The organism is Streptomyces sp. NPDC033180 (assembly GCF_055577645.1).
In genome coordinates, this window is the sequence record NZ_JBVIPU010000008.1 from 79,004 (window position 1) to 100,275 (window position 21,272).

Below are 21,272 nucleotides of genomic sequence, written 5' to 3' on the forward strand. Positions count from 1 at the left end.
CGACTCCACACCTGTCACGCGGCGGAGCCGCATGATGTAACCGCACAGGAGCAGAAGTGAAGCGCAGCAAGACTCTCCGCGCTGCGGACGCCAAGATCGACCGGGACAAGCTCTACGCCCCGCTCGAGGCCGTCCGTCTCGCCAAGGAGACCTCCGCGACCAAGTTCGACGGCACCGTCGAGGTCGCCTTCCGCCTGGGTGTCGACCCGCGCAAGGCCGACCAGATGGTCCGTGGCACCGTGAACCTCCCGCACGGCACCGGCAAGACCGCCCGGGTCCTGGTCTTCGCGACCGGTGACCGTGCTGCGGCCGCGGAAGCCGCTGGGGCCGACATCGTCGGCGCCGACGAGCTCATCGACGAGGTCGCCAAGGGTCGCCTGGACTTCGACGCCGTCGTCGCCACCCCGGACCTCATGGGCAAGGTCGGCCGCCTCGGCCGCGTGCTCGGTCCGCGTGGTCTGATGCCGAACCCGAAGACCGGCACCGTGACCCCCGACGTCGTGAAGGCTGTCAACGACATCAAGGGCGGCAAGATCGAGTTCCGCGTCGACAAGCACTCGAACCTGCACTTCATCATCGGCAAGGTGTCCTTCGACGACACCAAGCTGGTGGAGAACTACGCCGCGGCACTGGAGGAGATCCTCCGTCTGAAGCCGTCGGCCGCCAAGGGTCGCTACATCAAGAAGGCCGCGCTCACCACCACGATGGGCCCCGGCATTCCGCTGGACAGCAACCGCACCCGCAACCTCCTCGTCGAGGAGGACCCGGCCGCCGTCTGAATCTGACGGCAGCCGCGTCGCGTACGCGTTCTGTGTGGACGGGCCCCGCAACCTTTCGAGGTGCGGGGCCCGTCCTCGTATACGTGCATGTCCCATAGCTTTCGGGGGACTGCGCTAGCGTGCGGGATTCACACGAGTGCAAGGGGTGGGATGTCATGAACAGCACGACCATGCGACGCGCGGGCCTTTCGATCGCGGTGGCCGCCGCGCTCACCGGGCTCGCGGCCTGTGGCTCCTCCGACGGCGGTGACGGTGACGCGAAGGGCAAGAAGAAGGGCTCCGTCGCCCTCAGTCCGATAGCCGCCCTGCGCACCATCGAGAACGAGACCGACAACGCCGACTCGGCCAAGATCGAGGGCAGGACGGTCATGGGCACCCAGATGTCGATGGACATGAAGGGCGTCGTGGGCTGGAAGGACGGGGTGACCGGTGAGGTGACGGCGACCCTGACCGGCGGCACCGCCGCGGAGCAGATGGAACAGCTCGGCCAGACCACGATCGACTACCGGTACCTGCCCGACGCGTACTACGCCAACATGGGCGACAAGTTCGCGTCCCAGTCCGGCGGCAAGCACTGGATCGAGTACGACTACGCCACGCTGGCCGAGATGGGCGGCGCCGCGGGCGAAGCCTTCAAGGACCAGATGCAGAACACCACGCCCAACCAGTCGGTGAAGATGCTCCTCGCGTCCGGCGACGTGAAGCGCGTGGGCCAGGAGAAGGTCCGCGGGACGGAGACGACCCGTTACTCGGGCACTGTCGACGTCGCGGACCTCACCGGCAAGAGCGCGGACCTGGACGCCGAGCAGATGTCAGAGCTGAAGAAGCAGTTCAAGCAGGCCGGCATGAGCACCGAGAAGATCGACATCTGGGTCAACGGCGACGACCTGCTGGTCAAGAAGACCGAGAAGGCCGACATGAAGACCGGCTCCTTCTCCCAGACGGTCTACTACAGCGACTACGGCGCCCCGGTCTCCGCGGAGAAGCCCCCGGCCTCGGACACGATGAGCTTCAAGGACCTCATGAACCAGCAGCCGCAGGCCTGACCTCGAACGTCGGGTATTCTCGCCAGACCGAATTGTGTCGATCATGTGTTCCTAGGGGTGGGGTCATGACTGTGAAGAGAATGGCGGGCGCCGTGCTTGCCACCACGCTGCTGTGTACGGGTGCGGTGGCTTGCGGAGGCTCCGACAACGACGGCAAGGCGAACGGGACGGGCTCGGGGGAGACCCAGTCCCGTTCGCAGGTGACCGAGGTCATCACGGCGGCGTACGAGAAGACCTCGAAGGCCAAGTCGGCCAAGGTCGAGATGACGATGACGGCGCCGAAGTCGATGGGCGGTTCCAGCGGCGACGTGAAGATGTCCGGCGTCATGGGCTGGGACCCGAGCGTCATGGATATGACGGTGTCGGGTTCGGCGCTCACGGAGGGCGACCCGAAGGCTCCCGACAAGGTCCGGATGATCTGGCGCGACAGCGTCATCTACGCGGACATGGGGGCCGCCGCCGCCAAGGACATGGACGGCAAGCGCTGGATGAAGATGGACCTCAACTCCATCGCCGAGCAGGCCGGTGACGAGAAGCTCGCGAAGCAGATGACCGGCAGCCTGGACAGCATGAACCAGGACCCGGCGAAGCAGCTCGCCATGCTCCTGGACTCGCCGAACCTGAAGCACGCCGGCGCCGCGAAGGTCGACGGCGTCCAGACGCAGCGCTACAAGGGCCGTCTCTCCGTCAAGGAGATGATGGAGTCCAACAAGGGCCTCGACGAGATGCTCGGCAAGAGCGAGCGCGAACAGCTCCTCAAGGGCATCGAGAAGTCGGGCATCAAGGGGTACGACACCGAGGTCTGGGTCAACGAGGACGACTACCCCGTCCGTATGGACATCGACATCAAGAGCCCTGAGGGCACGATGAAGACCTCGCAGAGGTTCTCGGACTACGGGGCCTCCGCCAAGGTCACCGCCCCGCCGGCCGGGGACACGTTCGACCTGATGGAGATGTTCAAGGAGCTCGAGGGCATGGGGAAGCCGGGCTCCGGCGGTGCCGACAGTTCCGGTAGCTCCAACAGCGGCATCTGAGCCGATTTGCTTGACGCGAACCCGTTCGCGTATTCTTCCACAGAAGCCAAAGACCGCTGGTCGTTGCCGTGCGCTCGTTAGAGGGTGCGGTGGCCGAAGGATCCGTTGAAATTGCGGACGACCCGCGCAGGTGGATGTGGAAGTGCTCCCGGACGGGATTCCGTCGGGTCGAGCTCACGCCCCATGCGCCTGCGCTGGGGCGTTTTGTTTTGTCAGCCCCTTTTGAGCGGTCCTCATCACCCGGAAGGAGGCTGACGCTCTATGCCGACGCCCGACAAGGCTGCCGCGGTAGCCGAGCTCACGGACAAGTTCCGCAGCTCGAACGCCGCCGTGCTGACCGAGTACCGGGGTCTCACCGTGGCCCAGCTCAAGCAGCTGCGCCGTTCCCTCGGTGAGAACTCCGAGTACGCCGTGGTGAAGAACACGCTGACCAAGATCGCGGCCAACGAGGCCGGGATCAACACGCTGGACGACCTGTTCTCGGGTCCGACGGCGGTTGCCTTCGTCACCGGTGACCCGGTGGAGTCGGCGAAGGGTCTTCGTGACTTCGCCAAGGACAACCCGAACCTCATCATCAAGGGCGGTGTCCTTGACGGTAAGGCGCTGTCCGCCGATGAGTTCAAGAAGCTCGCGGACCTCGAGTCCCGCGAGGTTCTGCTCGCCAAGCTGGCCGGCGCGCTGAAGGGCAAGCAGACGCAGACTGCGCAGCTCTTCCAGGCTCTGCCGTCGAAGTTCGTCCGCACCGCGGAAGCGCTTCGTGCCAAGAAGGCCGAGCAGGGCGGTGCCGAGTAATTCGGCTCGCGCATTGATCGCCGCCCGTTAGGGCGACGGTCGCAGCGGGCCCAACGTACGCCCGCCTTCATATACACCCGGCACCAGCCGAATTAGTGGAAGGATCGCCCATCATGGCGAAGCTCAGCCAGGAAGACCTGCTTGCCCAGTTCGAGGAGCTCACCCTCATCGAGCTCTCCGAGTTCGTGAAGGCCTTCGAGGAGAAGTTCGACGTCACCGCCGCCGCGGCCGTCGCCGCTGCCCCGGCCGGCCCGGCCGCCGCCGCCGAGGTTGCCGAGGAGCAGGACGAGTTCGACGTCATCCTCACCGGCGCCGGCGAGAAGAAGATCCAGGTCATCAAGGTCGTGCGCGAGCTCACCTCGCTGGGTCTCAAGGAGGCCAAGGACCTCGTCGACGGCACCCCGAAGCCGGTCCTCGAGAAGGTCGCCAAGGAGGCCGCTGAGAAGGCCGCCGAGTCCCTCAAGGCCGCCGGCGCCTCGGTCGAGGTCAAGTAACACCTCGCGAGTCGTCTGCCGCGCGCCTGTGGGCGCGTAGGTGGCAGGACTTTCCGCGCTGCTCAGGCAGCGCTGCGCCAAGGGCGATCACCCATCTGGGTGGTCGCCCTTCGGCGTTCTCCGGCGCACCCCTACGGCTGCCTTGCGCAGCCCGCCCCGACGAGTATGGTGATCTTCGTCGTGCCTCGGAACGGCCGTGACGGTGACGAACTGAGAGCCAAGTCTGGGCAGGGGGGCCTTGACGAACTGCACGCAGCGCGCAATTCTCAGGACGCGTCGTCACAACGATCCGCATCCGAGGCATGGATCGACGGCGAAGAGGGCAGTATCGATGTGCGTTGAGGACGTGGCTTGCCGCAGGTGTTGAGAACAACGAGGGTCTCCCAAAACCCGCACTGGACATCAGTGGGCCTAGTGGCTACACTGACCCTTTGCGCTGCCTGTTAGCTGCCTCCTGCCCGTCACCAGGGGCATGCCCATGCTTGAGCACCGTGGACCGAATCTTCCCTGACCTGGGAATTCTGTCTCTGTGTCCAGCTTGGGACCGGTACGCGCGTAGTGAGTCCGAGCCCTCGGAAGGACCCCCTCTTGGCCGCCTCGCGCACTGCCTCGACCGCGAATACGAACAACGGCGCCAGCACCGCCCCGCTGCGCATCTCCTTTGCAAAGATCAAGGAGCCCCTCGAGGTTCCGAACCTTCTTGCGCTGCAGACCGAGAGCTTTGACTGGCTGCTCGGGAATGAAGCGTGGAAGGCTCGTGTCGAGGCGGCTCTGGACAGCGGACAGGACGTCCCCACCAAGTCCGGTCTGGAGGAGATCTTCGAGGAGATCTCTCCGATCGAGGACTTCTCCGGGTCGATGTCCTTGACGTTCCGCGACCACCGTTTTGAGCCTCCGAAGAACTCCATCGACGAGTGCAAGGAGCGCGACTTCACGTTCGCCGCTCCGCTCTTCGTCACTGCCGAGTTCACCAACAACGAGACCGGCGAGATCAAGTCCCAGACGGTCTTCATGGGCGATTTCCCGCTCATGACGAACAAGGGCACCTTCGTCATCAACGGCACCGAGCGTGTCGTCGTGTCGCAGCTGGTCCGTTCGCCGGGTGTCTACTTCGATTCCTCGATCGACAAGACGTCCGACAAGGACATCTTCTCCGCCAAGATCATCCCGTCCCGGGGTGCCTGGCTGGAGATGGAAATCGACAAGCGCGACATGGTCGGTGTGCGCATCGACCGCAAGCGCAAGCAGTCGGTCACCGTTCTGCTCAAGGCTCTCGGTTGGACGACCGAGCAGATCCTCGAGGAGTTCGGCGAGTACGAGTCCATGCGCGCCACCCTGGAGAAGGACCACACCCAGGGCCAGGACGACGCGCTGCTCGACATCTACCGCAAGCTCCGTCCGGGCGAGCCGCCGACGCGCGAGGCTGCTCAGACGCTGCTTGAGAACCTCTACTTCAACCCCAAGCGCTACGACCTCGCGAAGGTCGGCCGCTACAAGGTCAACAAGAAGCTGGGTGCGGACGCTCCGCTCGACGCGGGCATCCTCACGGTCGAGGACATCATCGCCTCGATCAAGTACCTGGTGAAGCTGCACGCCGGTGAGGCCGAGACCGTTGGTGACAGCGGTACGTCGATCGTCGTCGAGACCGACGACATCGACCACTTCGGCAACCGTCGTCTGCGCAACGTCGGCGAGCTCATCCAGAACCAGGTCCGCACGGGTCTGGCTCGTATGGAGCGCGTCGTGCGTGAGCGCATGACGACCCAGGACGTCGAGGCGATCACGCCGCAGACCCTGATCAACATCCGGCCGGTCGTCGCCTCCATCAAGGAGTTCTTCGGCACCAGCCAGCTGTCGCAGTTCATGGACCAGAACAACCCGCTGTCGGGTCTCACCCACAAGCGCCGTCTCTCGGCGCTTGGCCCGGGTGGTCTCTCCCGTGAGCGGGCCGGCTTCGAGGTCCGTGACGTGCACCCGTCTCACTACGGCCGCATGTGCCCGATTGAGACTCCCGAAGGCCCGAACATCGGTCTGATCGGTTCGCTCGCCTCGTACGGCCGCGTCAACGCGTTCGGCTTCGTCGAGACGCCGTACCGCAAGGTCGTCGAGGGCGTCGTCACCGACGACGTCGACTACCTGACGGCCGATGAAGAAGACCGCTTCGTGATCGCCCAGGCCAACGCCGTGCTGGGTGAGGACATGCGCTTCACCGAGTCGCGCGTCCTCGTCCGCCGTCGTGGCGGCGAGATCGACTACATCCCCGGCGACGACGTCGACTACATGGACGTCTCGCCGCGCCAGATGGTGTCGGTCGCGACCGCGATGATCCCGTTCCTCGAGCACGACGACGCCAACCGTGCCCTCATGGGCGCGAACATGATGCGTCAGGCCGTGCCGCTGATCACCGCCGAGGCTCCCCTCGTCGGCACCGGCATGGAGTACCGCTGTGCGGTCGACGCCGGTGACGTGATCAAGGCCGAGAAGGCGGGTGTGGTCCAGGAGGTCTCCGCGGACTACGTCACCGTCACGAACGACGACGGCACGTACACCACGTACCGCATCGCCAAGTTCTCGCGGTCGAACCAGGGCACCTCGGTCAACCAGAAGGTTGTCGTCGACGAGGGCGCCCGCGTGATCGAGGGCCAGGTCCTGGCCGACGGTCCCGCGACCGAAGAGGGCGAGATGGCCCTCGGCAAGAACCTGCTCGTGGCGTTCATGCCCTGGGAAGGTCACAACTACGAGGACGCGATCATCCTGTCGCAGCGCCTCGTACAGGACGACGTCCTCTCCTCGATCCACATCGAGGAGCACGAGGTCGACGCCCGTGACACCAAGCTGGGCCCGGAGGAGATCACCCGGGACATCCCGAACGTCTCCGAGGAGGTCCTCGCGGACCTCGACGAGCGCGGCATCATCCGTATCGGTGCCGAGGTCGTCGCCGGCGACATCCTCGTCGGCAAGGTCACGCCCAAGGGTGAGACCGAGCTGACGCCTGAGGAGCGCCTGCTCCGCGCGATCTTCGGTGAGAAGGCGCGCGAGGTGCGCGACACCTCGCTGAAGGTGCCGCACGGTGAGATCGGCAAGGTCATCGGCGTACGCGTCTTCGACCGTGAAGAGGGCGACGAGCTGCCGCCGGGCGTGAACCAGCTGGTTCGTGTCTACGTGGCGCAGAAGCGCAAGATCACGGACGGTGACAAGCTCGCCGGTCGTCACGGCAACAAGGGTGTCATCTCCAAGATCCTTCCGATCGAGGACATGCCCTTCCTTGAGGACGGCACGCCCGTCGACATCATCCTCAACCCGCTGGGTGTCCCGTCCCGAATGAACCCGGGCCAGGTCCTGGAGATCCACCTCGGCTGGCTCGCCAGCCAGGGCTGGGACGTCTCCGGTCTCAGCGAGGAGTGGGCGCAGAGCCTGCAGCGCATCGGCGCCGACCAGGTCGCCCCGCGGACGAACGTCGCGACTCCGGTCTTCGACGGCGCCCGCGAGGACGAGCTGACCGGCCTCCTCGAGCACACCGTCCCGAACCGCGACGGCGACCGCATGGTCCTCCCGTCCGGCAAGGCGCGGCTGTTCGACGGGCGCTCCGGCGAGCCGTTCCCGGACCCGATCTCCATCGGGTACATGTACATCCTCAAGCTCCACCACCTGGTCGACGACAAGCTCCACGCTCGCTCGACCGGTCCGTACTCCATGATCACCCAGCAGCCGCTGGGTGGTAAGGCTCAGTTCGGTGGTCAGCGCTTCGGTGAGATGGAGGTGTGGGCGCTTGAGGCTTATGGCGCCGCTTACGCCCTCCAGGAGCTGCTGACGATCAAGTCCGACGACGTGACCGGCCGCGTGAAGGTCTACGAGGCCATCGTCAAGGGCGAGAACATCCCCGAGCCCGGCATTCCTGAGTCCTTCAAGGTGCTCATCAAGGAAATGCAGTCGCTCTGCCTCAACGTGGAGGTGCTGTCCTCGGACGGTATGTCCATCGAGATGCGCGACACCGACGAGGACGTCTTCCGCGCGGCGGAGGAGCTCGGTATCGACCTGTCCCGGCGCGAGCCGAGCAGCGTCGAAGAGGTCTGACGGGTTGGCCGGCCGGACCTCGTGTCCGGCCGGCTCTCCCCGGACCCGTTCAGACCATGATGAAGCGCCTTTTTTCTCGCTAACGCGAGGGGCACAACCCCGAAAGAGGGATTGACGACAAAGTGCTCGACGTCAACTTCTTCGACGAGCTGCGGATCGGCCTTGCCACCGCGGACGACATCCGACAGTGGTCGCACGGCGAGGTCAAGAAGCCGGAGACCATCAACTACCGCACGCTCAAGCCCGAGAAGGACGGACTCTTCTGCGAGAAGATCTTCGGTCCGACCCGGGACTGGGAGTGCTACTGCGGTAAGTACAAGCGTGTCCGCTTCAAGGGCATCATCTGCGAGCGTTGCGGCGTCGAGGTCACTCGCGCCAAGGTGCGTCGTGAGCGGATGGGCCACATTGAGCTGGCCGCGCCTGTCACGCACATCTGGTACTTCAAGGGCGTCCCGTCGCGCCTCGGATACCTGCTTGATCTCGCCCCGAAGGACCTCGAGAAGGTCATCTACTTCGCGGCGTACATGATCACGTTCGTGGACGAGGAGCGCCGCACGCGTGACCTGCCCTCCCTGGAGGCGCACGTCTCCGTGGAGCGTCAGCAGGTCGAGAACCGTCGCGACTCCGACCTCGAAGCCCGCGCCAAGAAGCTCGAGACCGACCTGGCCGAGCTCGAGGCCGAGGGCGCCAAGGCCGACGTACGCCGCAAGGTGCGCGAAGGTGCCGAGCGTGAGATGAAGCAGCTGCGTGACCGTGCGCAGCGCGAGATCGACCGTCTCGACGAGGTCTGGAACCGCTTCAAGAACCTCAAGGTCCAGGACCTGGAGGGTGACGAGCTGCTCTACCGCGAGCTGCGTGACCGCTTCGGCACGTACTTCGACGGTTCGATGGGTGCCGCTGCACTGCAGAAGCGCCTTGAGTCGTTCGACCTGGATGAGGAAGCCGAGCGGCTTCGCGAGATCATCCGTACCGGCAAGGGCCAGAAGAAGACCCGTGCGCTCAAGCGCCTCAAGGTCGTCTCCGCGTTCCTGCAGACCAGCAACAGCCCCAAGGGCATGGTGCTCGACTGCGTGCCGGTCATCCCGCCGGACCTGCGTCCGATGGTGCAGCTGGACGGTGGCCGCTTCGCGACCTCCGACCTGAACGACCTGTACCGCCGCGTCATCAACCGCAACAACCGCCTGAAGCGGCTTCTCGACCTCGGTGCTCCCGAGATCATCGTGAACAACGAGAAGCGCATGCTCCAGGAGGCCGTGGACGCCCTCTTCGACAACGGTCGTCGCGGTCGCCCGGTCACCGGTCCCGGTAACCGCCCGCTGAAGTCCCTGAGCGACATGCTCAAGGGCAAGCAGGGTCGTTTCCGTCAGAACCTTCTCGGTAAGCGTGTGGACTACTCCGCGCGTTCCGTGATCGTCGTCGGCCCGCAGCTGAAGCTGCACCAGTGTGGTCTGCCGAAGGCCATGGCGCTGGAGCTCTTCAAGCCGTTCGTGATGAAGCGCCTGGTCGACCTCAACCACGCGCAGAACATCAAGTCGGCCAAGCGCATGGTCGAGCGCGGCCGCACGGTCGTGTACGACGTCCTGGAAGAGGTCATCGCCGAGCACCCGGTTCTCCTGAACCGTGCGCCGACGCTGCACCGCCTCGGCATCCAGGCCTTCGAGCCGCAGCTGGTCGAGGGCAAGGCCATTCAGATCCACCCGCTCGTCTGCACCGCGTTCAACGCGGACTTCGACGGTGACCAGATGGCCGTGCACCTGCCGCTCTCCGCGGAGGCGCAGGCCGAGGCCCGCATCCTGATGCTGTCCTCGAACAACATCCTGAAGCCGGCAGACGGCCGTCCCGTCACCATGCCGACCCAGGACATGGTTCTCGGTCTCTTCTTCCTCACGACGGACGAGGAAGAGCGCAAGGTCATCGGTGAGGGCCGTTCGTTCGGTTCCTCCGCCGAGGCGACCATGGCGTTCGACGCCAAGGAGCTCTCGCTCCAGGCGAAGGTCGACATCCGCTTCCCGGTGGGCACCATCCCGCCGCGCGGCTGGACCCCGCCGGCCGTCGAAGAGGGCGACCCGGAGTACCAGCAGGGCGACAGCTTCCGGCTGCGGACGACCCTGGGCCGCGCGCTCTTCAACGAGCTGCTGCCCGAGGACTACCCGTTCGTCGACTACTCGGTGGGCAAGAAGCAGCTCTCCGAGATCGTCAACGACCTGGCCGAGCGCTACCCCAAGGTCATCGTGGCGGCGACGCTCGACAACCTGAAGGCGGCGGGCTTCTTCTGGGCGACCCGTTCCGGTGTCACCGTGGCCATCTCCGACGTCGTGGTCCCCGAGGCCAAGAAGGCGATCGTCGCGGGCTACGAGGCGCAGGACGAGAAGGTCCAGAAGCAGTACGAGCGCGGTCTGATCACCAAGGACGAGCGCACGCAGGAGCTCATCGCGATCTGGACCAAGGCGACCAACGAGGTTGCCGAGGCGATGAACGCGAACTTCCCCAAGACGAACCCCATCTTCATGATGGTTGACTCGGGTGCCCGAGGAAACATGATGCAGATGCGTCAGATCGCCGGTATGCGTGGTCTGGTGTCGAACGCCAAGAACGAGACGATCCCGCGTCCGATTAAGGCCTCCTTCCGTGAGGGCCTGTCGGTGCTGGAGTACTTCATCTCGACTCACGGTGCTCGTAAGGGCCTTGCGGACACGGCTCTCCGTACCGCCGACTCCGGTTACCTCACCCGTCGTCTGGTCGACGTCTCCCAGGACGTCATCATTCGCGAGGAGGACTGTGGCACCGAGCGCGGTCTGAAGCTGAAGATCGCGGTCAAGGGCGAGGACGGTGTGCTCCGCAAGACGGAGAACGTCGAGACCTCGGTGTACGCCCGCATGCTGGCCGAGGACGTCGTCATCGACGGCAAGGTCATCGCGCCGGCCAACGTCGACCTCGGTGACGTCCTGATCGACGCCCTGGTCGCCAACGGCGTCGAGGAGGTCAAGACCCGTTCGGTCCTGACCTGCGAGTCCGCGGTCGGCACCTGTGCCTTCTGCTACGGCCGTTCGCTCGCCACCGGCAAGCTGGTCGACATCGGTGAGGCGGTCGGCATCATCGCCGCCCAGTCCATCGGTGAGCCCGGCACGCAGCTGACGATGCGTACGTTCCACACCGGTGGTGTGGCCGGTGACGACATCACCCAGGGTCTGCCCCGTGTCGTCGAGCTCTTCGAGGCTCGTACGCCCAAGGGTGTCGCCCCGATCTCGGAGGCGGCCGGCCGCATCCGTATCGAGGAGACCGAGAAGACCAAGAAGATCGTCGTCACGCCGGACGACGGCAGCGACGAGACTCCCTTCCCGATCTCGAAGCGCGCCAAGGTCCTCGTGCGTGAGGGTGACCACGTCGAGGTGGGCCAGAAGCTCACCTTCGGTGCCACCAACCCGCACGACGTGCTGCGGATCCTCGGTCAGCGCGCGGTCCAGGTCCACCTGGTCGGCGAAGTCCAGAAGGTCTACAACAGCCAGGGCGTGTCGATCCACGACAAGCACATCGAGATCATCATCCGGCAGATGCTGCGCCGCGTGACGATCATCGAGTCCGGCGACGCGGAGCTGCTGCCGGGCGAGCTCGTCGAGCGCTCGAAGTTCGAGACCGAGAACCGTCGTGTGGTCACGGAAGGCGGCCACCCGGCCTCCGGCCGTCCGCAGCTGATGGGTATCACCAAGGCCTCGCTGGCAACGGAGTCCTGGCTGTCGGCCGCCTCCTTCCAGGAGACGACCAGGGTCCTGACGGACGCGGCGATCAACGCCAAGTCCGACTCCCTGATCGGCCTCAAGGAGAACGTGATCATCGGTAAGCTCATCCCGGCCGGTACGGGTCTCTCCCGCTACCGCAACATCCGGGTGGAGCCGACCGAGGAAGCCAAGGCCGCGATGTACTCGGCCGTCGGTTACGACGACATCGACTACTCGCCCTTCGGCACTGGCTCCGGCCAGGCTGTTCCGCTGGAGGACTACGACTACGGGCCTTACAACCAGTAAGCGGTAGTACGTCCCTTTCGGGGCGTACAAGGCGCCCACGGGCGTTCACAGGGCGGTCACTCCTCGCGGAGTGGCCGCCCTGTGTCGTATGTTGCAGCCGGGTGTGTCCCCCGCGTGGGCATTTGTTTTGACCAGAGCCGATGAGGTAGGTACGCTCAGACCTTGTGCCTGGGGTGTGCCTGGGCTCGCGCGCGTGTCTTCAGCCGCATCGCGAGTCCGATAACGGCCACCGTAATCTGCGCCTCTTTCCGCCTTGCGGCAGGAGTCTGCAGCATTCGACACACCCGACCGCGTGGGTCGGCGACGTTCCAGGTTAGCTTTACTATTCGGCACACAGAAACCGGAGAAGTAGTGCCTACGATCCAGCAGCTGGTCCGGAAGGGCCGGCAGGACAAGGTCGAGAAGAACAAGACGCCCGCGCTCGAGGGATCGCCCCAGCGCCGCGGCGTCTGCACGCGTGTGTTCACGACCACCCCGAAGAAGCCGAACTCGGCACTCCGTAAGGTCGCGCGTGTGCGTCTGACCTCCGGGATCGAGGTTACGGCCTACATTCCGGGTGAGGGACACAACCTGCAGGAGCACTCCATCGTGCTCGTGCGTGGTGGCCGTGTGAAGGACCTGCCGGGTGTTCGTTACAAGATCATCCGCGGCTCCCTTGACACCCAGGGTGTCAAGAACCGCAAGCAGGCCCGCAGCCGCTACGGCGCCAAGAAGGAGAAGTAGAAATGCCTCGTAAGGGCCCCGCCCCGAAGCGCCCGGTCATCATCGACCCGGTCTATGGTTCTCCTCTGGTGACCTCCCTCATCAACAAGGTGCTGCTGAACGGCAAGCGCTCCACCGCCGAGCGCATCGTGTACGGCGCCATGGAGGGCCTGCGCGAGAAGACCGGCAACGACCCGGTCATCACGCTCAAGCGCGCGCTCGAGAACATCAAGCCGACCCTCGAGGTCAAGTCCCGCCGCGTCGGCGGTGCGACCTACCAGGTTCCGATCGAGGTCAAGCCCGGTCGCGCCAACACGCTGGCCCTGCGCTGGCTGGTCGGTTACTCCCGCGCCCGTCGCGAGAAGACGATGACCGAGCGTCTCCTCAACGAGCTCCTCGACGCCTCCAACGGCCTCGGTGCCGCTGTGAAGAAGCGTGAGGACACCCACAAGATGGCCGAGTCCAACAAGGCCTTCGCGCACTACCGCTGGTAGTCGCTACCCACATCGAGACCGAGAGAAGACTGAGCCGATATGGCTACCACTTCACTTGACCTGGCCAAGGTGCGCAACATCGGCATCATGGCCCACATCGACGCGGGCAAGACGACGACCACCGAGCGGATCCTGTTCTACACCGGTGTCTCGTACAAGATCGGTGAGGTCCACGACGGTGCCGCGACCATGGACTGGATGGAGCAGGAGCAGGAGCGTGGCATCACGATCACCTCTGCTGCCACCACTTGTCACTGGCCGCTGAACGATGTCGACCACACCATCAACATCATCGACACCCCGGGTCACGTCGACTTCACCGTCGAGGTGGAGCGTTCGCTCCGCGTCCTCGACGGTGCCGTGACGGTGTTCGACGGCGTCGCCGGTGTTGAGCCCCAGTCCGAGACCGTGTGGCGTCAGGCGGACCGCTACGGCGTCCCGCGTATCTGCTTCGTCAACAAGCTCGACCGCACGGGTGCCGAGTTCCACCGCTGCGTCGACATGATCGTCGACCGCCTCGGTGCGACCCCGATCGTCATGCAGCTGCCCATCGGCGCAGAGGCTGACTTCAAGGGTGTCGTCGACCTCGTCACGATGAAGGCCTTCGTCTGGTCCGCAGAGACCAAGATGGGCGAGGCGTACGACATCGTCGACATCCCGGCGACGCACACCGAGGCCGCTGAAGAGTGGCGCGGGAAGCTCCTCGAGGCTGTCGCCGAGAACGACGAGCAGATGATGGAGCTGTACCTCGAGGGCCAGGAGCCCACCGAGGAGCAGCTGTACGAGGCCATCCGCCGCGTCACCATCGCCTCCGGCAAGGGCGGCGACACCACCGTCACCCCCGTGTTCTGCGGCACCGCGTTCAAGAACAAGGGCGTCCAGCCCCTGCTCGACGCGGTCGTGCGTTACCTGCCTTCCCCCCTGGACGTCGAGGCCATCGAGGGCCACGACGTCAAGGACCCCGAGACCGTCGTCAAGCGCAAGCCTTCGGACGAGGAGCCGCTGTCGGCTCTCGCGTTCAAGATCGCGAGTGACCCGCACCTCGGCAAGCTCACCTTCGTCCGGATCTACTCCGGTCGCCTGGAGGCCGGCACCGCGGTGCTGAACTCCGTCAAGGGCAAGAAGGAGCGCATCGGCAAGATCTACCGCATGCACGCGAACAAGCGTGAGGAGATCGCGTCGGTGGGCGCCGGTGACATCGTCGCCGTCATGGGCCTGAAGCAGACCACCACCGGTGAGACGCTGTGTGACGACAAGAAGCCGGTCATCCTGGAGTCCATGGACTTCCCGGCGCCGGTCATTCAGGTCGCCATCGAGCCCAAGTCCAAGGGTGACCAGGAGAAGCTGGGTGTAGCCATCCAGCGTCTCTCGGAGGAGGACCCCTCCTTCCAGGTGCACTCGGACGAGGAGACCGGCCAGACCATCATCGGTGGTATGGGTGAGCTTCACCTCGAGGTGCTCGTCGACCGCATGAAGCGCGAGTTCCGCGTCGAGGCGAACGTCGGCAAGCCCCAGGTCGCGTACCGCGAGACGATCCGCAAGGCCGTCGAGCGCGTGGACTACACCCACAAGAAGCAGACCGGTGGTACCGGTCAGTTCGCCAAGGTGCAGATCGCGATCGAGCCGATCGACAGCGGCGACGCCTCGTACGAGTTCGTCAACAAGGTCACCGGTGGCCGCATCCCGCGGGAGTACATCCCGTCGGTGGACGCCGGTGCGCAGGAGGCCATGCAGTTCGGCATCCTGGCGGGCTACGAGATGACTGGTGTTCGCATCACGCTTCTCGACGGCGCCTACCACGAGGTCGACTCCTCCGAGCTCGCCTTCAAGATCGCCGGTTCGCAGGCGTTCAAGGAGGCCGCGCGCAAGGCCAGCCCCGTGCTGCTCGAGCCGATGATGGCCGTTGAGGTCACCACGCCCGAGGACTACATGGGCGACGTCATCGGCGACATCAACTCCCGCCGTGGCCAGATCCAGGCCATGGAGGAGCGCAGTGGCGCCCGTGTCGTGAAGGGCCTCGTGCCCCTCTCGGAGATGTTCGGCTACGTCGGAGACCTCCGCAGCAAGACCTCGGGTCGCGCAAGCTACTCGATGCAGTTCGACTCCTACGCCGAGGTTCCGCGGAACGTCGCCGAGGAGATCATCGCGAAGGCCAAGGGCGAGTAACTCACCCGAGTTGACGCTTTAGGCTTGACTCCGGAGTCTCCGGGGCATTCCGGCCCTCTTCGGGCCGGGTGCCCCGGGCCCCGGGTATCCCAGCAAAGATCACCTGGCGCCGATGAAGCAAGGCGTACAGAACCACTCCGCAGGAGGATTCAGTGGCGAAGGCAAAGTTCGAGCGGACTAAGCCGCACGTCAACATCGGCACCATCGGTCACATTGACCACGGTAAGACGACCCTCACGGCCGCCATTACCAAGGTGCTGCACGACGCGTACCCCGAGCTGAACGAGGCCTCGGCCTTCGACCAGATCGACAAGGCTCCCGAGGAGCGCCAGCGCGGTATCACGATCTCGATCGCGCACGTCGAGTACCAGACGGAGACGCGTCACTACGCGCACGTCGACTGCCCGGGTCACGCGGACTACATCAAGAACATGATCACGGGTGCCGCGCAGATGGACGGCGCCATCCTCGTGGTCGCCGCCACCGACGGCCCGATGCCGCAGACCAAGGAGCACGTGCTCCTGGCCCGCCAGGTCGGCGTTCCGTACATCGTCGTCGCCCTGAACAAGGCCGACATGGTGGACGACGAGGAGATCCTGGAGCTCGTCGAGCTCGAGGTCCGTGAGCTCCTCTCCGAGTACGAGTTCCCGGGCGACGACCTGCCGGTCGTCAAGGTCTCGGCGCTCAAGGCGCTCGAGGGCGACAAGGAGTGGGGTGAGTCCGTCCTCAACCTGATGAAGGCTGTCGACGAGTCCATCCCGGAGCCCGAGCGTGACGTCGACAAGCCGTTCCTGATGCCGATCGAGGACGTCTTCACGATCACCGGTCGTGGCACCGTCGTCACCGGTCGTATCGAGCGCGGCATCCTCAAGGTCAACGAGACCGTCGACATCATCGGCATCAAGACCGAGAAGACCACCACCACGGTCACCGGCATCGAGATGTTCCGCAAGCTGCTCGACGAGGGCCAGGCCGGTGAGAACGTCGGTCTGCTCCTCCGTGGCATCAAGCGCGAGGACGTCGAGCGCGGCCAGGTCATCATCAAGCCCGGTTCGGTCACGCCGCACACCGAGTTCGAGGCCCAGGCCTACATCCTGTCGAAGGACGAGGGTGGCCGTCACACCCCCTTCTTCAACAACTACCGCCCGCAGTTCTACTTCCGCACCACGGACGTGACCGGCGTCGTGACCCTCCCCGAGGGCACCGAGATGGTCATGCCGGGCGACAACACTGAGATGACCGTTGAGCTCATCCAGCCCGTCGCGATGGAAGAGGGCCTGAAGTTCGCCATCCGTGAGGGTGGCCGGACCGTCGGCGCCGGCCAGGTCACCAAGATCAACAAGTAAGCATCTCGCTTGCGCGTTGATCGGGGTCACCCGGTTGCTCTGAACTGAGAGCATCGCAGTACAGGCAGTACCCGCAGTAATGAAAGGGCCCGTACGACTTCGGTCGTACGGGCCCTTTTGTGTGTGCGGATCTGCTCATTGGTAGCGGGGCAGGTTCTCGGTCGAGATCGTCCACTCGCCGATGGTGACGTCTTCGCCGTAGACGAAGTCCTTGCGGGTGGCGTAGCGCGGGCCCTCGGGCGTCGGGTGGATCTCGGAGAGGACGGCTCCGGTGCCGGTGCGGGGGTCGAAGATCGCGTACACCGGGATGCCGAGGAGCGGGTAGTCGCGGGTCTTGCCGACCCAGTCGTTCTCGGGGTTCGAGCGGGAGACGATCTCGATGGCGGCGATGAGGGTGCGGGGGTCGAAGGAACCCTCGCCCTCCATGTCCGCTTCATCGATGAGGATGATGTCGGGCAGCCGCAGCACCCCCTCGGAAATGTCCTCCACGTCGGGCGCCCCGGTGTGTGCGAGGCGCCCTTCAGGCATCGCCGACTCCAGACGTCGGCGCAGCCGGAGCGCGGTGAGCTCGTGTGGCTTGCTCGGCGACATCATGTCGTGGACGATCCCTTGCTTCGTGATTTCGAACTTGCCGGAGATCCGGTCGTCCATCTGCTCGACGAGTTCACGCATCGCTCGGTAGTGAGGGCTGCCCTGCTGTGCACTGTCCGGGGCGATGGTCATGGCGTGCGCTCCTCGTCTGTGCCCAGGGGCAAGGGTCGTCACGTTCATGCTAGGCGGCCTCCTTGAAGTCGGGACGGCAGTCGCGGCAGTGGCCTGGTTCCGGGGCGCGGAAGGCACGGTCGCAGGCGTCGCAGTTCTGTAGTGGGTGCCGTCCCGGTGGGGCGTGGAACGGGGGCGAAGGCGGCAGCATCGCCGCCAGGCGGTGGGCCAGGAGGGCGGACGGGCGGCTTGGGCCCTCGGGTGGCAGGTCGTGGGTGAGGGCGTGGCGTACGGCATCGGGGGCCACGTCGCGTTCCAGCCAGGCGGCGACGCCGGGGGCGAGGTGGGCGGTGTCGCGGGTGGAGAGGAGGAGGCGGGGTCGTGGTGGCGCAGGTTCGCGAGGAGGTCGGTGGCCTGCTGGAGGAGGGGCGGGGCTGGGTAGGCCGGGTGCGGTACGGCGGGGAGGGGGCGGGACTGTTTGCGACGCTGCGGGGGTGGGTGTGGAGCTGGGTGCTCGCCGGTCTCGGGCGGAAGGGGCCGCGTCGGGGCGTGCGTGCGCTGTGGGGTCGTGTGCGGCTGATTGCAGAAGGTCGTGCGGGTGACGATGCGGCCTGCGGGGGTGCGTTCTCGCTCGCGGCGCAGGTAGCCGTGGGCTTCCAGCTCGCGCAGGGCGGCGGCGATGCGGGTCGCGCCTTCAGGGAAGCGGGCGGCGAGCGTCTTGATGTCGGCCCGGGCTCCGGCGGGCAGCGACTGGATGTGGCAGCCGATGCCGATCGCCAGGAGGGAGAGCTCCTGGTGCTGGGTGAGGTGGTTGCCGATCACCGTGAAGCGGGTGGTGTGGCGGGTGTTGTCGTGGGAGATGCCGCCGGAGGGGCGTCGCCGCGCGTCGGGACCGCTGCGGGGGCGTCGGGTCGCTCGTGCGTGGGATTGACTGCCGCCAAGGGCGGACTGGGCGTGCGGGGGCGCGCTAGGGTTCTGGGTGTCCATCGGGAAGGCCCTTATCTTCCTCGGTGGTCAGGCCCTCGCCTCGGGATTGCAGTCCCGGCGGGGGCCGTCGCATGTCTGCGGTTGTTTTGCCTACTGGGGCTGAGAGTAGGGCAGTTGGGGGAGCGGAAATCCAGCTGAGCTGGTGATGTTCACTCGCGTGAGTGAGCGGGGTCCCGGTCGTTGCCGACGGCGCCCTCCGGGCGGCGCGAGGGCAGGCGGGGTGGGCCCTGGTGGGGCTTGGTGGGGTTCTTTCTCCCTCTCAGGTTCCTTGGGGAAAGGCGCCAGCGGTACCGGAGCATGAGGGGGCGGGTTCCGGTGGCGTGAGGCTCAGTTCGGCCCAGACGGTCTTGCGGGGGAAGCGGTCCTCAGCCACTCCCCAGCGGTGCGCCAGTGCTTCTACGAGGAGCAGCCCACGCCCCGACTCGGCTTCGGGGGACGGGAGTTGAGGCGCCGGTAGCCGTTCGGGTCGGGTGTCGGTGATCTCGATGCGGAGGGCTTCGGCGGTGGCGTACAGCGCGAGCCGGAAGTCGCGGCCCGGTACGCGGCCGTGAGCGGCGGCGTTGGCTGCCAGCTCCGCGACGATCTGGCGGGCAGGGTCCAGCGGCAGTCCCCACGAGCGGAGCTGCTCGGTCGCGAGGAGGCGCGCGAGCCGGGCGCCGCGCGGCGTGGGGGAGAGCTGGACGCTGAAGTGGCGGGTGGTGCGCGGGAGTTCGGCGGTTTCCTGATTCACGTCACTCAGCGTGGCCTTCGCCTTTTACGCTGCCCAGTGACATGGCGGTTGCGTACGGTGACTGTCCAGGTTTTGTCCAGGGCTGTACTGGCTGTCCAGGGCCATGGGCGGGTACGGCGTTGACGGTACGTGGCGGGGAGTTCGGTCAGGCGGGAGGCGTGGGTGGATGAAACAGGCGAGTGCGGCGGCAACGGTAAGTGAGCGGGAGTCGGATCGGGAACCGGAGGAGCCGGGGTGGGAGGTCGATCCGGAGGATGAGCACGGCGCGGCGATCGTCGCGTTCGTGGGGCGACAGCTGCGGGCCCGGCGGGAGGCTGCCGGGCTGCGCGCCGCCGAGTTCGCGGCGGCGATGGGATATGGGGAGGGGCTCGTCTACAAGGTGGAGTCCGGGAAGCGGATCCCGCGGGGCGAGTACCTGGAGAAGGCGGACGAGGTGCTGGGGGCGGGGGGTTCCGTTGCGGCGATGCGGGAGGACGTGGCGGAGGCTCGGTATCCGAAGAAGGTGCGGGATCTGGCTCGGATGGAGGCGCAGGCGGTTGAGCTGACGGCTTACGGGGATCACAACCTGCACGGGCTGCTTCAGACCCGTGAGTACGCGGAGGCGCTGATCTCGATGCGGCGCCCAGTCCTGTCATCGGAGCAGATCGAGCGCGCCGTTGCCGCACGCACGGCTCGGCAATCGATCTTCCAGCGCGATCCGGTGCCCGCGCTCAGTTTTGTGCAGGAAGAGGTGACGCTGCGGCGGCCGATCGGAGGCAAGATGGTGTTACGGCGCCAACTTGAACACCTACTGGAGGTCGGCCAGTTGCGGCACGCTGAAGTGCAGGTGATGCCGACCGACCGCGAGGATCACGCTGGAATGAGCGGGGAGATGCAGGTGCTGAAGTTCAGGGACGGCTCGGCAGTCGGGCGCTCCGAGGGAGACTTCGGAGGGCGGCCCGTATCCGGCCTGAAACAGCTCCGGATCATCGAACTGCGGTGTGGCATTATCCGGGCTCAGGCTCTCACGCCAGGGGAGTCACTGGCCTTCATCGAGCAGGTGCTGGGAGAGACATGATCCGCAAGACCTCCGCCGGGGGCTCGTCCGAGCTGGCCTGGTTCAAGAGCAGTTTCAGCAGCAACAGCAGCGAGCCGGACTGCGTCGAGATCGCCCACGCCCCCGGCGCGGTCCACGTTCGCGACTCCAAGGACTCCTTGGGCCCCCGCTTCGCCGTGAGCGGCAAGCCGTGGGCGGATTTCGTCGCGTACGCCTCCGGGAGCTGAGAGACATGACCGGCAAGGCTCCCGCCGGGGATTCGTCCGAGCTGGCCTGGTTCAAGAGCAGCTACAGCAGCAACAGCAGCGAGGCCGACTGCATCGAGGTCGCCCACGCTTTCGGCGCGGTCCACGTCCGCGACTCCAAGAACGCACAGGGCCCCCGTCTCGCGGTGCGCGTCACCGCGTGGACACGCTTTGTGACGTACGCCTCCGGGAACTGACCGCTCCGACGTTGGCCCCGGGGGTAGGAGCCACCCCAGCTTTGACCTCCGGCATCCGCCGGGTACGATCCCAAGCTTCGATTAGCCAGGCCCTACGCCCGTATGGCAGACTGTCGGGGTTGCTCGGTTGAGTGCCGATGCTGCGCGCCTCCCGCCGGGGGGACCGGAAGCGAGTCCCACAGTACTCGTCGCCCCATCTGTCAAACGGTCGTAAAAGGCCCGCAGGCAGCGCTGGAGCGGACGTACGGGAATCTTCTGGGAAGTGCAGTGCGGAAGCTCGGCCAGGCGCCCGGTGGGTTTCTTCCCCCGGACCCGCGGTCAGCTGGGCCGCAGCCCCTAGCAGGGAAATCCTTCGGGAGATCTTCGTGAGCGGGACTGCGACACGCCCGACCGCGTGGGTCGGAGGAAGTAGAAAAAAGGGCCTCC

At 65.9% G+C, this 21,272-nt stretch carries 16 protein-coding genes and 1 pseudogene; 14 read left to right on the forward strand and 3 right to left on the reverse strand.

What is annotated here, in order from left to right; all coding sequences use genetic code 11:
- The first annotated feature begins 56 nt into the window (after window positions 1–56).
- The 11 genes from rplA (at window position 57) to tuf (ending at window position 16,949) form a co-directional block, all read left to right on the forward strand.
- Window positions 57–779, forward strand: coding sequence for a 50S ribosomal protein L1 (gene rplA / locus ACZ5WE_RS22175; protein WP_160506642.1), 723 nt, complete (start codon window positions 57–59; stop codon window positions 777–779).
- Window positions 780–934: 155 nt separating this feature from the next.
- A complete protein-coding gene (locus ACZ5WE_RS22180; protein WP_467691516.1) occupies window positions 935–1,825 on the forward strand; it encodes an SCO4651 family lipoprotein in 891 nt (296 codons plus the stop codon).
- Between the two features lie 65 nt (window positions 1,826–1,890).
- Window positions 1,891–2,859 carry an SCO4651 family lipoprotein gene (locus tag ACZ5WE_RS22185; RefSeq protein WP_467691518.1) on the forward strand — a complete coding sequence of 323 codons (969 nt, stop codon included), beginning with the start codon at window positions 1,891–1,893 and terminating at the stop codon, window positions 2,857–2,859.
- 261 nt (window positions 2,860–3,120) lie between these two features.
- Window positions 3,121–3,651: a 50S ribosomal protein L10 gene (rplJ, locus tag ACZ5WE_RS22190; protein ID WP_361182382.1), complete on the forward strand. Its 531-nt coding sequence runs from the start codon at window positions 3,121–3,123 to the stop codon at window positions 3,649–3,651.
- A 113-nt stretch (window positions 3,652–3,764) separates the two neighbouring features.
- A complete protein-coding gene (rplL, locus tag ACZ5WE_RS22195; protein WP_160506646.1) occupies window positions 3,765–4,145 on the forward strand; it encodes a 50S ribosomal protein L7/L12 in 381 nt (126 codons plus the stop codon).
- Between the two features lie 588 nt (window positions 4,146–4,733).
- On the forward strand, window positions 4,734–8,219 hold the full coding sequence (rpoB, locus tag ACZ5WE_RS22200; protein ID WP_467691520.1) for a DNA-directed RNA polymerase subunit beta: 3,486 nt from the start codon (window positions 4,734–4,736) through the stop codon (window positions 8,217–8,219).
- Window positions 8,220–8,341: 122 nt separating this feature from the next.
- The gene (locus ACZ5WE_RS22205; protein ID WP_467691521.1) at window positions 8,342–12,241 is read left to right on the forward strand and encodes a DNA-directed RNA polymerase subunit beta'; all 3,900 of its coding nucleotides are present in this window, start codon (window positions 8,342–8,344) and stop codon (window positions 12,239–12,241) included.
- Between the two features lie 351 nt (window positions 12,242–12,592).
- Window positions 12,593–12,964: a 30S ribosomal protein S12 gene (gene rpsL / locus ACZ5WE_RS22210; RefSeq protein WP_003948652.1), complete on the forward strand. Its 372-nt coding sequence runs from the start codon at window positions 12,593–12,595 to the stop codon at window positions 12,962–12,964.
- A 2-nt stretch (window positions 12,965–12,966) separates the two neighbouring features.
- Window positions 12,967–13,437, forward strand: a complete 471-nt coding sequence (gene rpsG / locus ACZ5WE_RS22215; RefSeq protein WP_003974303.1) for a 30S ribosomal protein S7 — start codon at window positions 12,967–12,969, stop codon at window positions 13,435–13,437.
- 39 nt (window positions 13,438–13,476) lie between these two features.
- Window positions 13,477–15,603 (forward strand): elongation factor G, encoded by a 2,127-nt coding sequence (fusA, locus tag ACZ5WE_RS22220; protein ID WP_467691523.1) that lies wholly within the window; start codon window positions 13,477–13,479, stop codon window positions 15,601–15,603.
- 152 nt (window positions 15,604–15,755) lie between these two features.
- Window positions 15,756–16,949, forward strand: a complete 1,194-nt coding sequence (gene tuf, locus ACZ5WE_RS22225; protein WP_160506655.1) for an elongation factor Tu — start codon at window positions 15,756–15,758, stop codon at window positions 16,947–16,949.
- 135 nt (window positions 16,950–17,084) lie between these two features.
- On the opposite strand, the gene ACZ5WE_RS22230 is transcribed toward tuf, so the two are convergent.
- From ACZ5WE_RS22230 to ACZ5WE_RS22240, 3 genes and pseudogenes are all read right to left on the reverse strand, one after another.
- Window positions 17,085–17,672, reverse strand: coding sequence for a Uma2 family endonuclease (locus ACZ5WE_RS22230; protein WP_467691524.1), 588 nt, complete (start codon window positions 17,670–17,672; stop codon window positions 17,085–17,087).
- Between the two features lie 49 nt (window positions 17,673–17,721).
- Window positions 17,722–18,638 (reverse strand): annotated as a pseudogene (locus tag ACZ5WE_RS22235) (helix-turn-helix domain-containing protein).
- A gap of 259 nt (window positions 18,639–18,897) precedes the next feature.
- The gene (locus tag ACZ5WE_RS22240; RefSeq protein WP_467691526.1) at window positions 18,898–19,368 is read right to left on the reverse strand and encodes an ATP-binding protein; all 471 of its coding nucleotides are present in this window, start codon (window positions 19,366–19,368) and stop codon (window positions 18,898–18,900) included.
- Between the two features lie 166 nt (window positions 19,369–19,534).
- Here ACZ5WE_RS22240 and ACZ5WE_RS22245 point away from each other — a divergent pair, with 166 nt between their 5' ends.
- Genes ACZ5WE_RS22245 through ACZ5WE_RS22255 form a run of 3 tightly spaced genes read left to right on the forward strand, consistent with a single transcriptional unit; the run spans window position 19,535 to window position 20,846 of the window.
- Window positions 19,535–20,425 (forward strand): helix-turn-helix domain-containing protein, encoded by an 891-nt coding sequence (locus tag ACZ5WE_RS22245; protein ID WP_467691528.1) that lies wholly within the window; start codon window positions 19,535–19,537, stop codon window positions 20,423–20,425.
- On the forward strand, window positions 20,422–20,631 hold the full coding sequence (locus ACZ5WE_RS22250) for a DUF397 domain-containing protein (RefSeq protein WP_467691529.1): 210 nt from the start codon (window positions 20,422–20,424) through the stop codon (window positions 20,629–20,631). The genes ACZ5WE_RS22245 and ACZ5WE_RS22250 overlap by 4 nt, the downstream gene beginning before the upstream one ends.
- Window positions 20,632–20,636: 5 nt before the next feature.
- On the forward strand, window positions 20,637–20,846 hold the full coding sequence (locus ACZ5WE_RS22255; protein ID WP_467691531.1) for a DUF397 domain-containing protein: 210 nt from the start codon (window positions 20,637–20,639) through the stop codon (window positions 20,844–20,846).
- Window positions 20,847–21,272 lie beyond the last annotated feature (426 nt).

Bases quoted from the DNA above. Each gene is read 5' to 3' on its own strand.
- ACZ5WE_RS22180 (WP_467691516.1), top strand. From the start codon at position 935: ATGAACAGCACGACCATGCGACGCGCGGGCCTTTCGATCGCGGTGGCC.
- ACZ5WE_RS22185 (WP_467691518.1), top strand. From the start codon at position 1,891: ATGACTGTGAAGAGAATGGCGGGCGCCGTGCTTGCCACCACGCTGCTG.
- rplJ (WP_361182382.1), top strand. From the start codon at position 3,121: ATGCCGACGCCCGACAAGGCTGCCGCGGTAGCCGAGCTCACGGACAAG.
- rplL (WP_160506646.1), top strand. From the start codon at position 3,765: ATGGCGAAGCTCAGCCAGGAAGACCTGCTTGCCCAGTTCGAGGAGCTC.
- rpsG (WP_003974303.1), top strand. From the start codon at position 12,967: ATGCCTCGTAAGGGCCCCGCCCCGAAGCGCCCGGTCATCATCGACCCG.
- fusA (WP_467691523.1), top strand. From the start codon at position 13,477: ATGGCTACCACTTCACTTGACCTGGCCAAGGTGCGCAACATCGGCATC.
- ACZ5WE_RS22230 (WP_467691524.1), bottom strand. From the start codon at position 17,672: ATGACCATCGCCCCGGACAGTGCACAGCAGGGCAGCCCTCACTACCGA.
- ACZ5WE_RS22245 (WP_467691528.1), top strand. From the start codon at position 19,535: ATGAAACAGGCGAGTGCGGCGGCAACGGTAAGTGAGCGGGAGTCGGAT.
- ACZ5WE_RS22250 (WP_467691529.1), top strand. From the start codon at position 20,422: ATGATCCGCAAGACCTCCGCCGGGGGCTCGTCCGAGCTGGCCTGGTTC.
- ACZ5WE_RS22255 (WP_467691531.1), top strand. From the start codon at position 20,637: ATGACCGGCAAGGCTCCCGCCGGGGATTCGTCCGAGCTGGCCTGGTTC.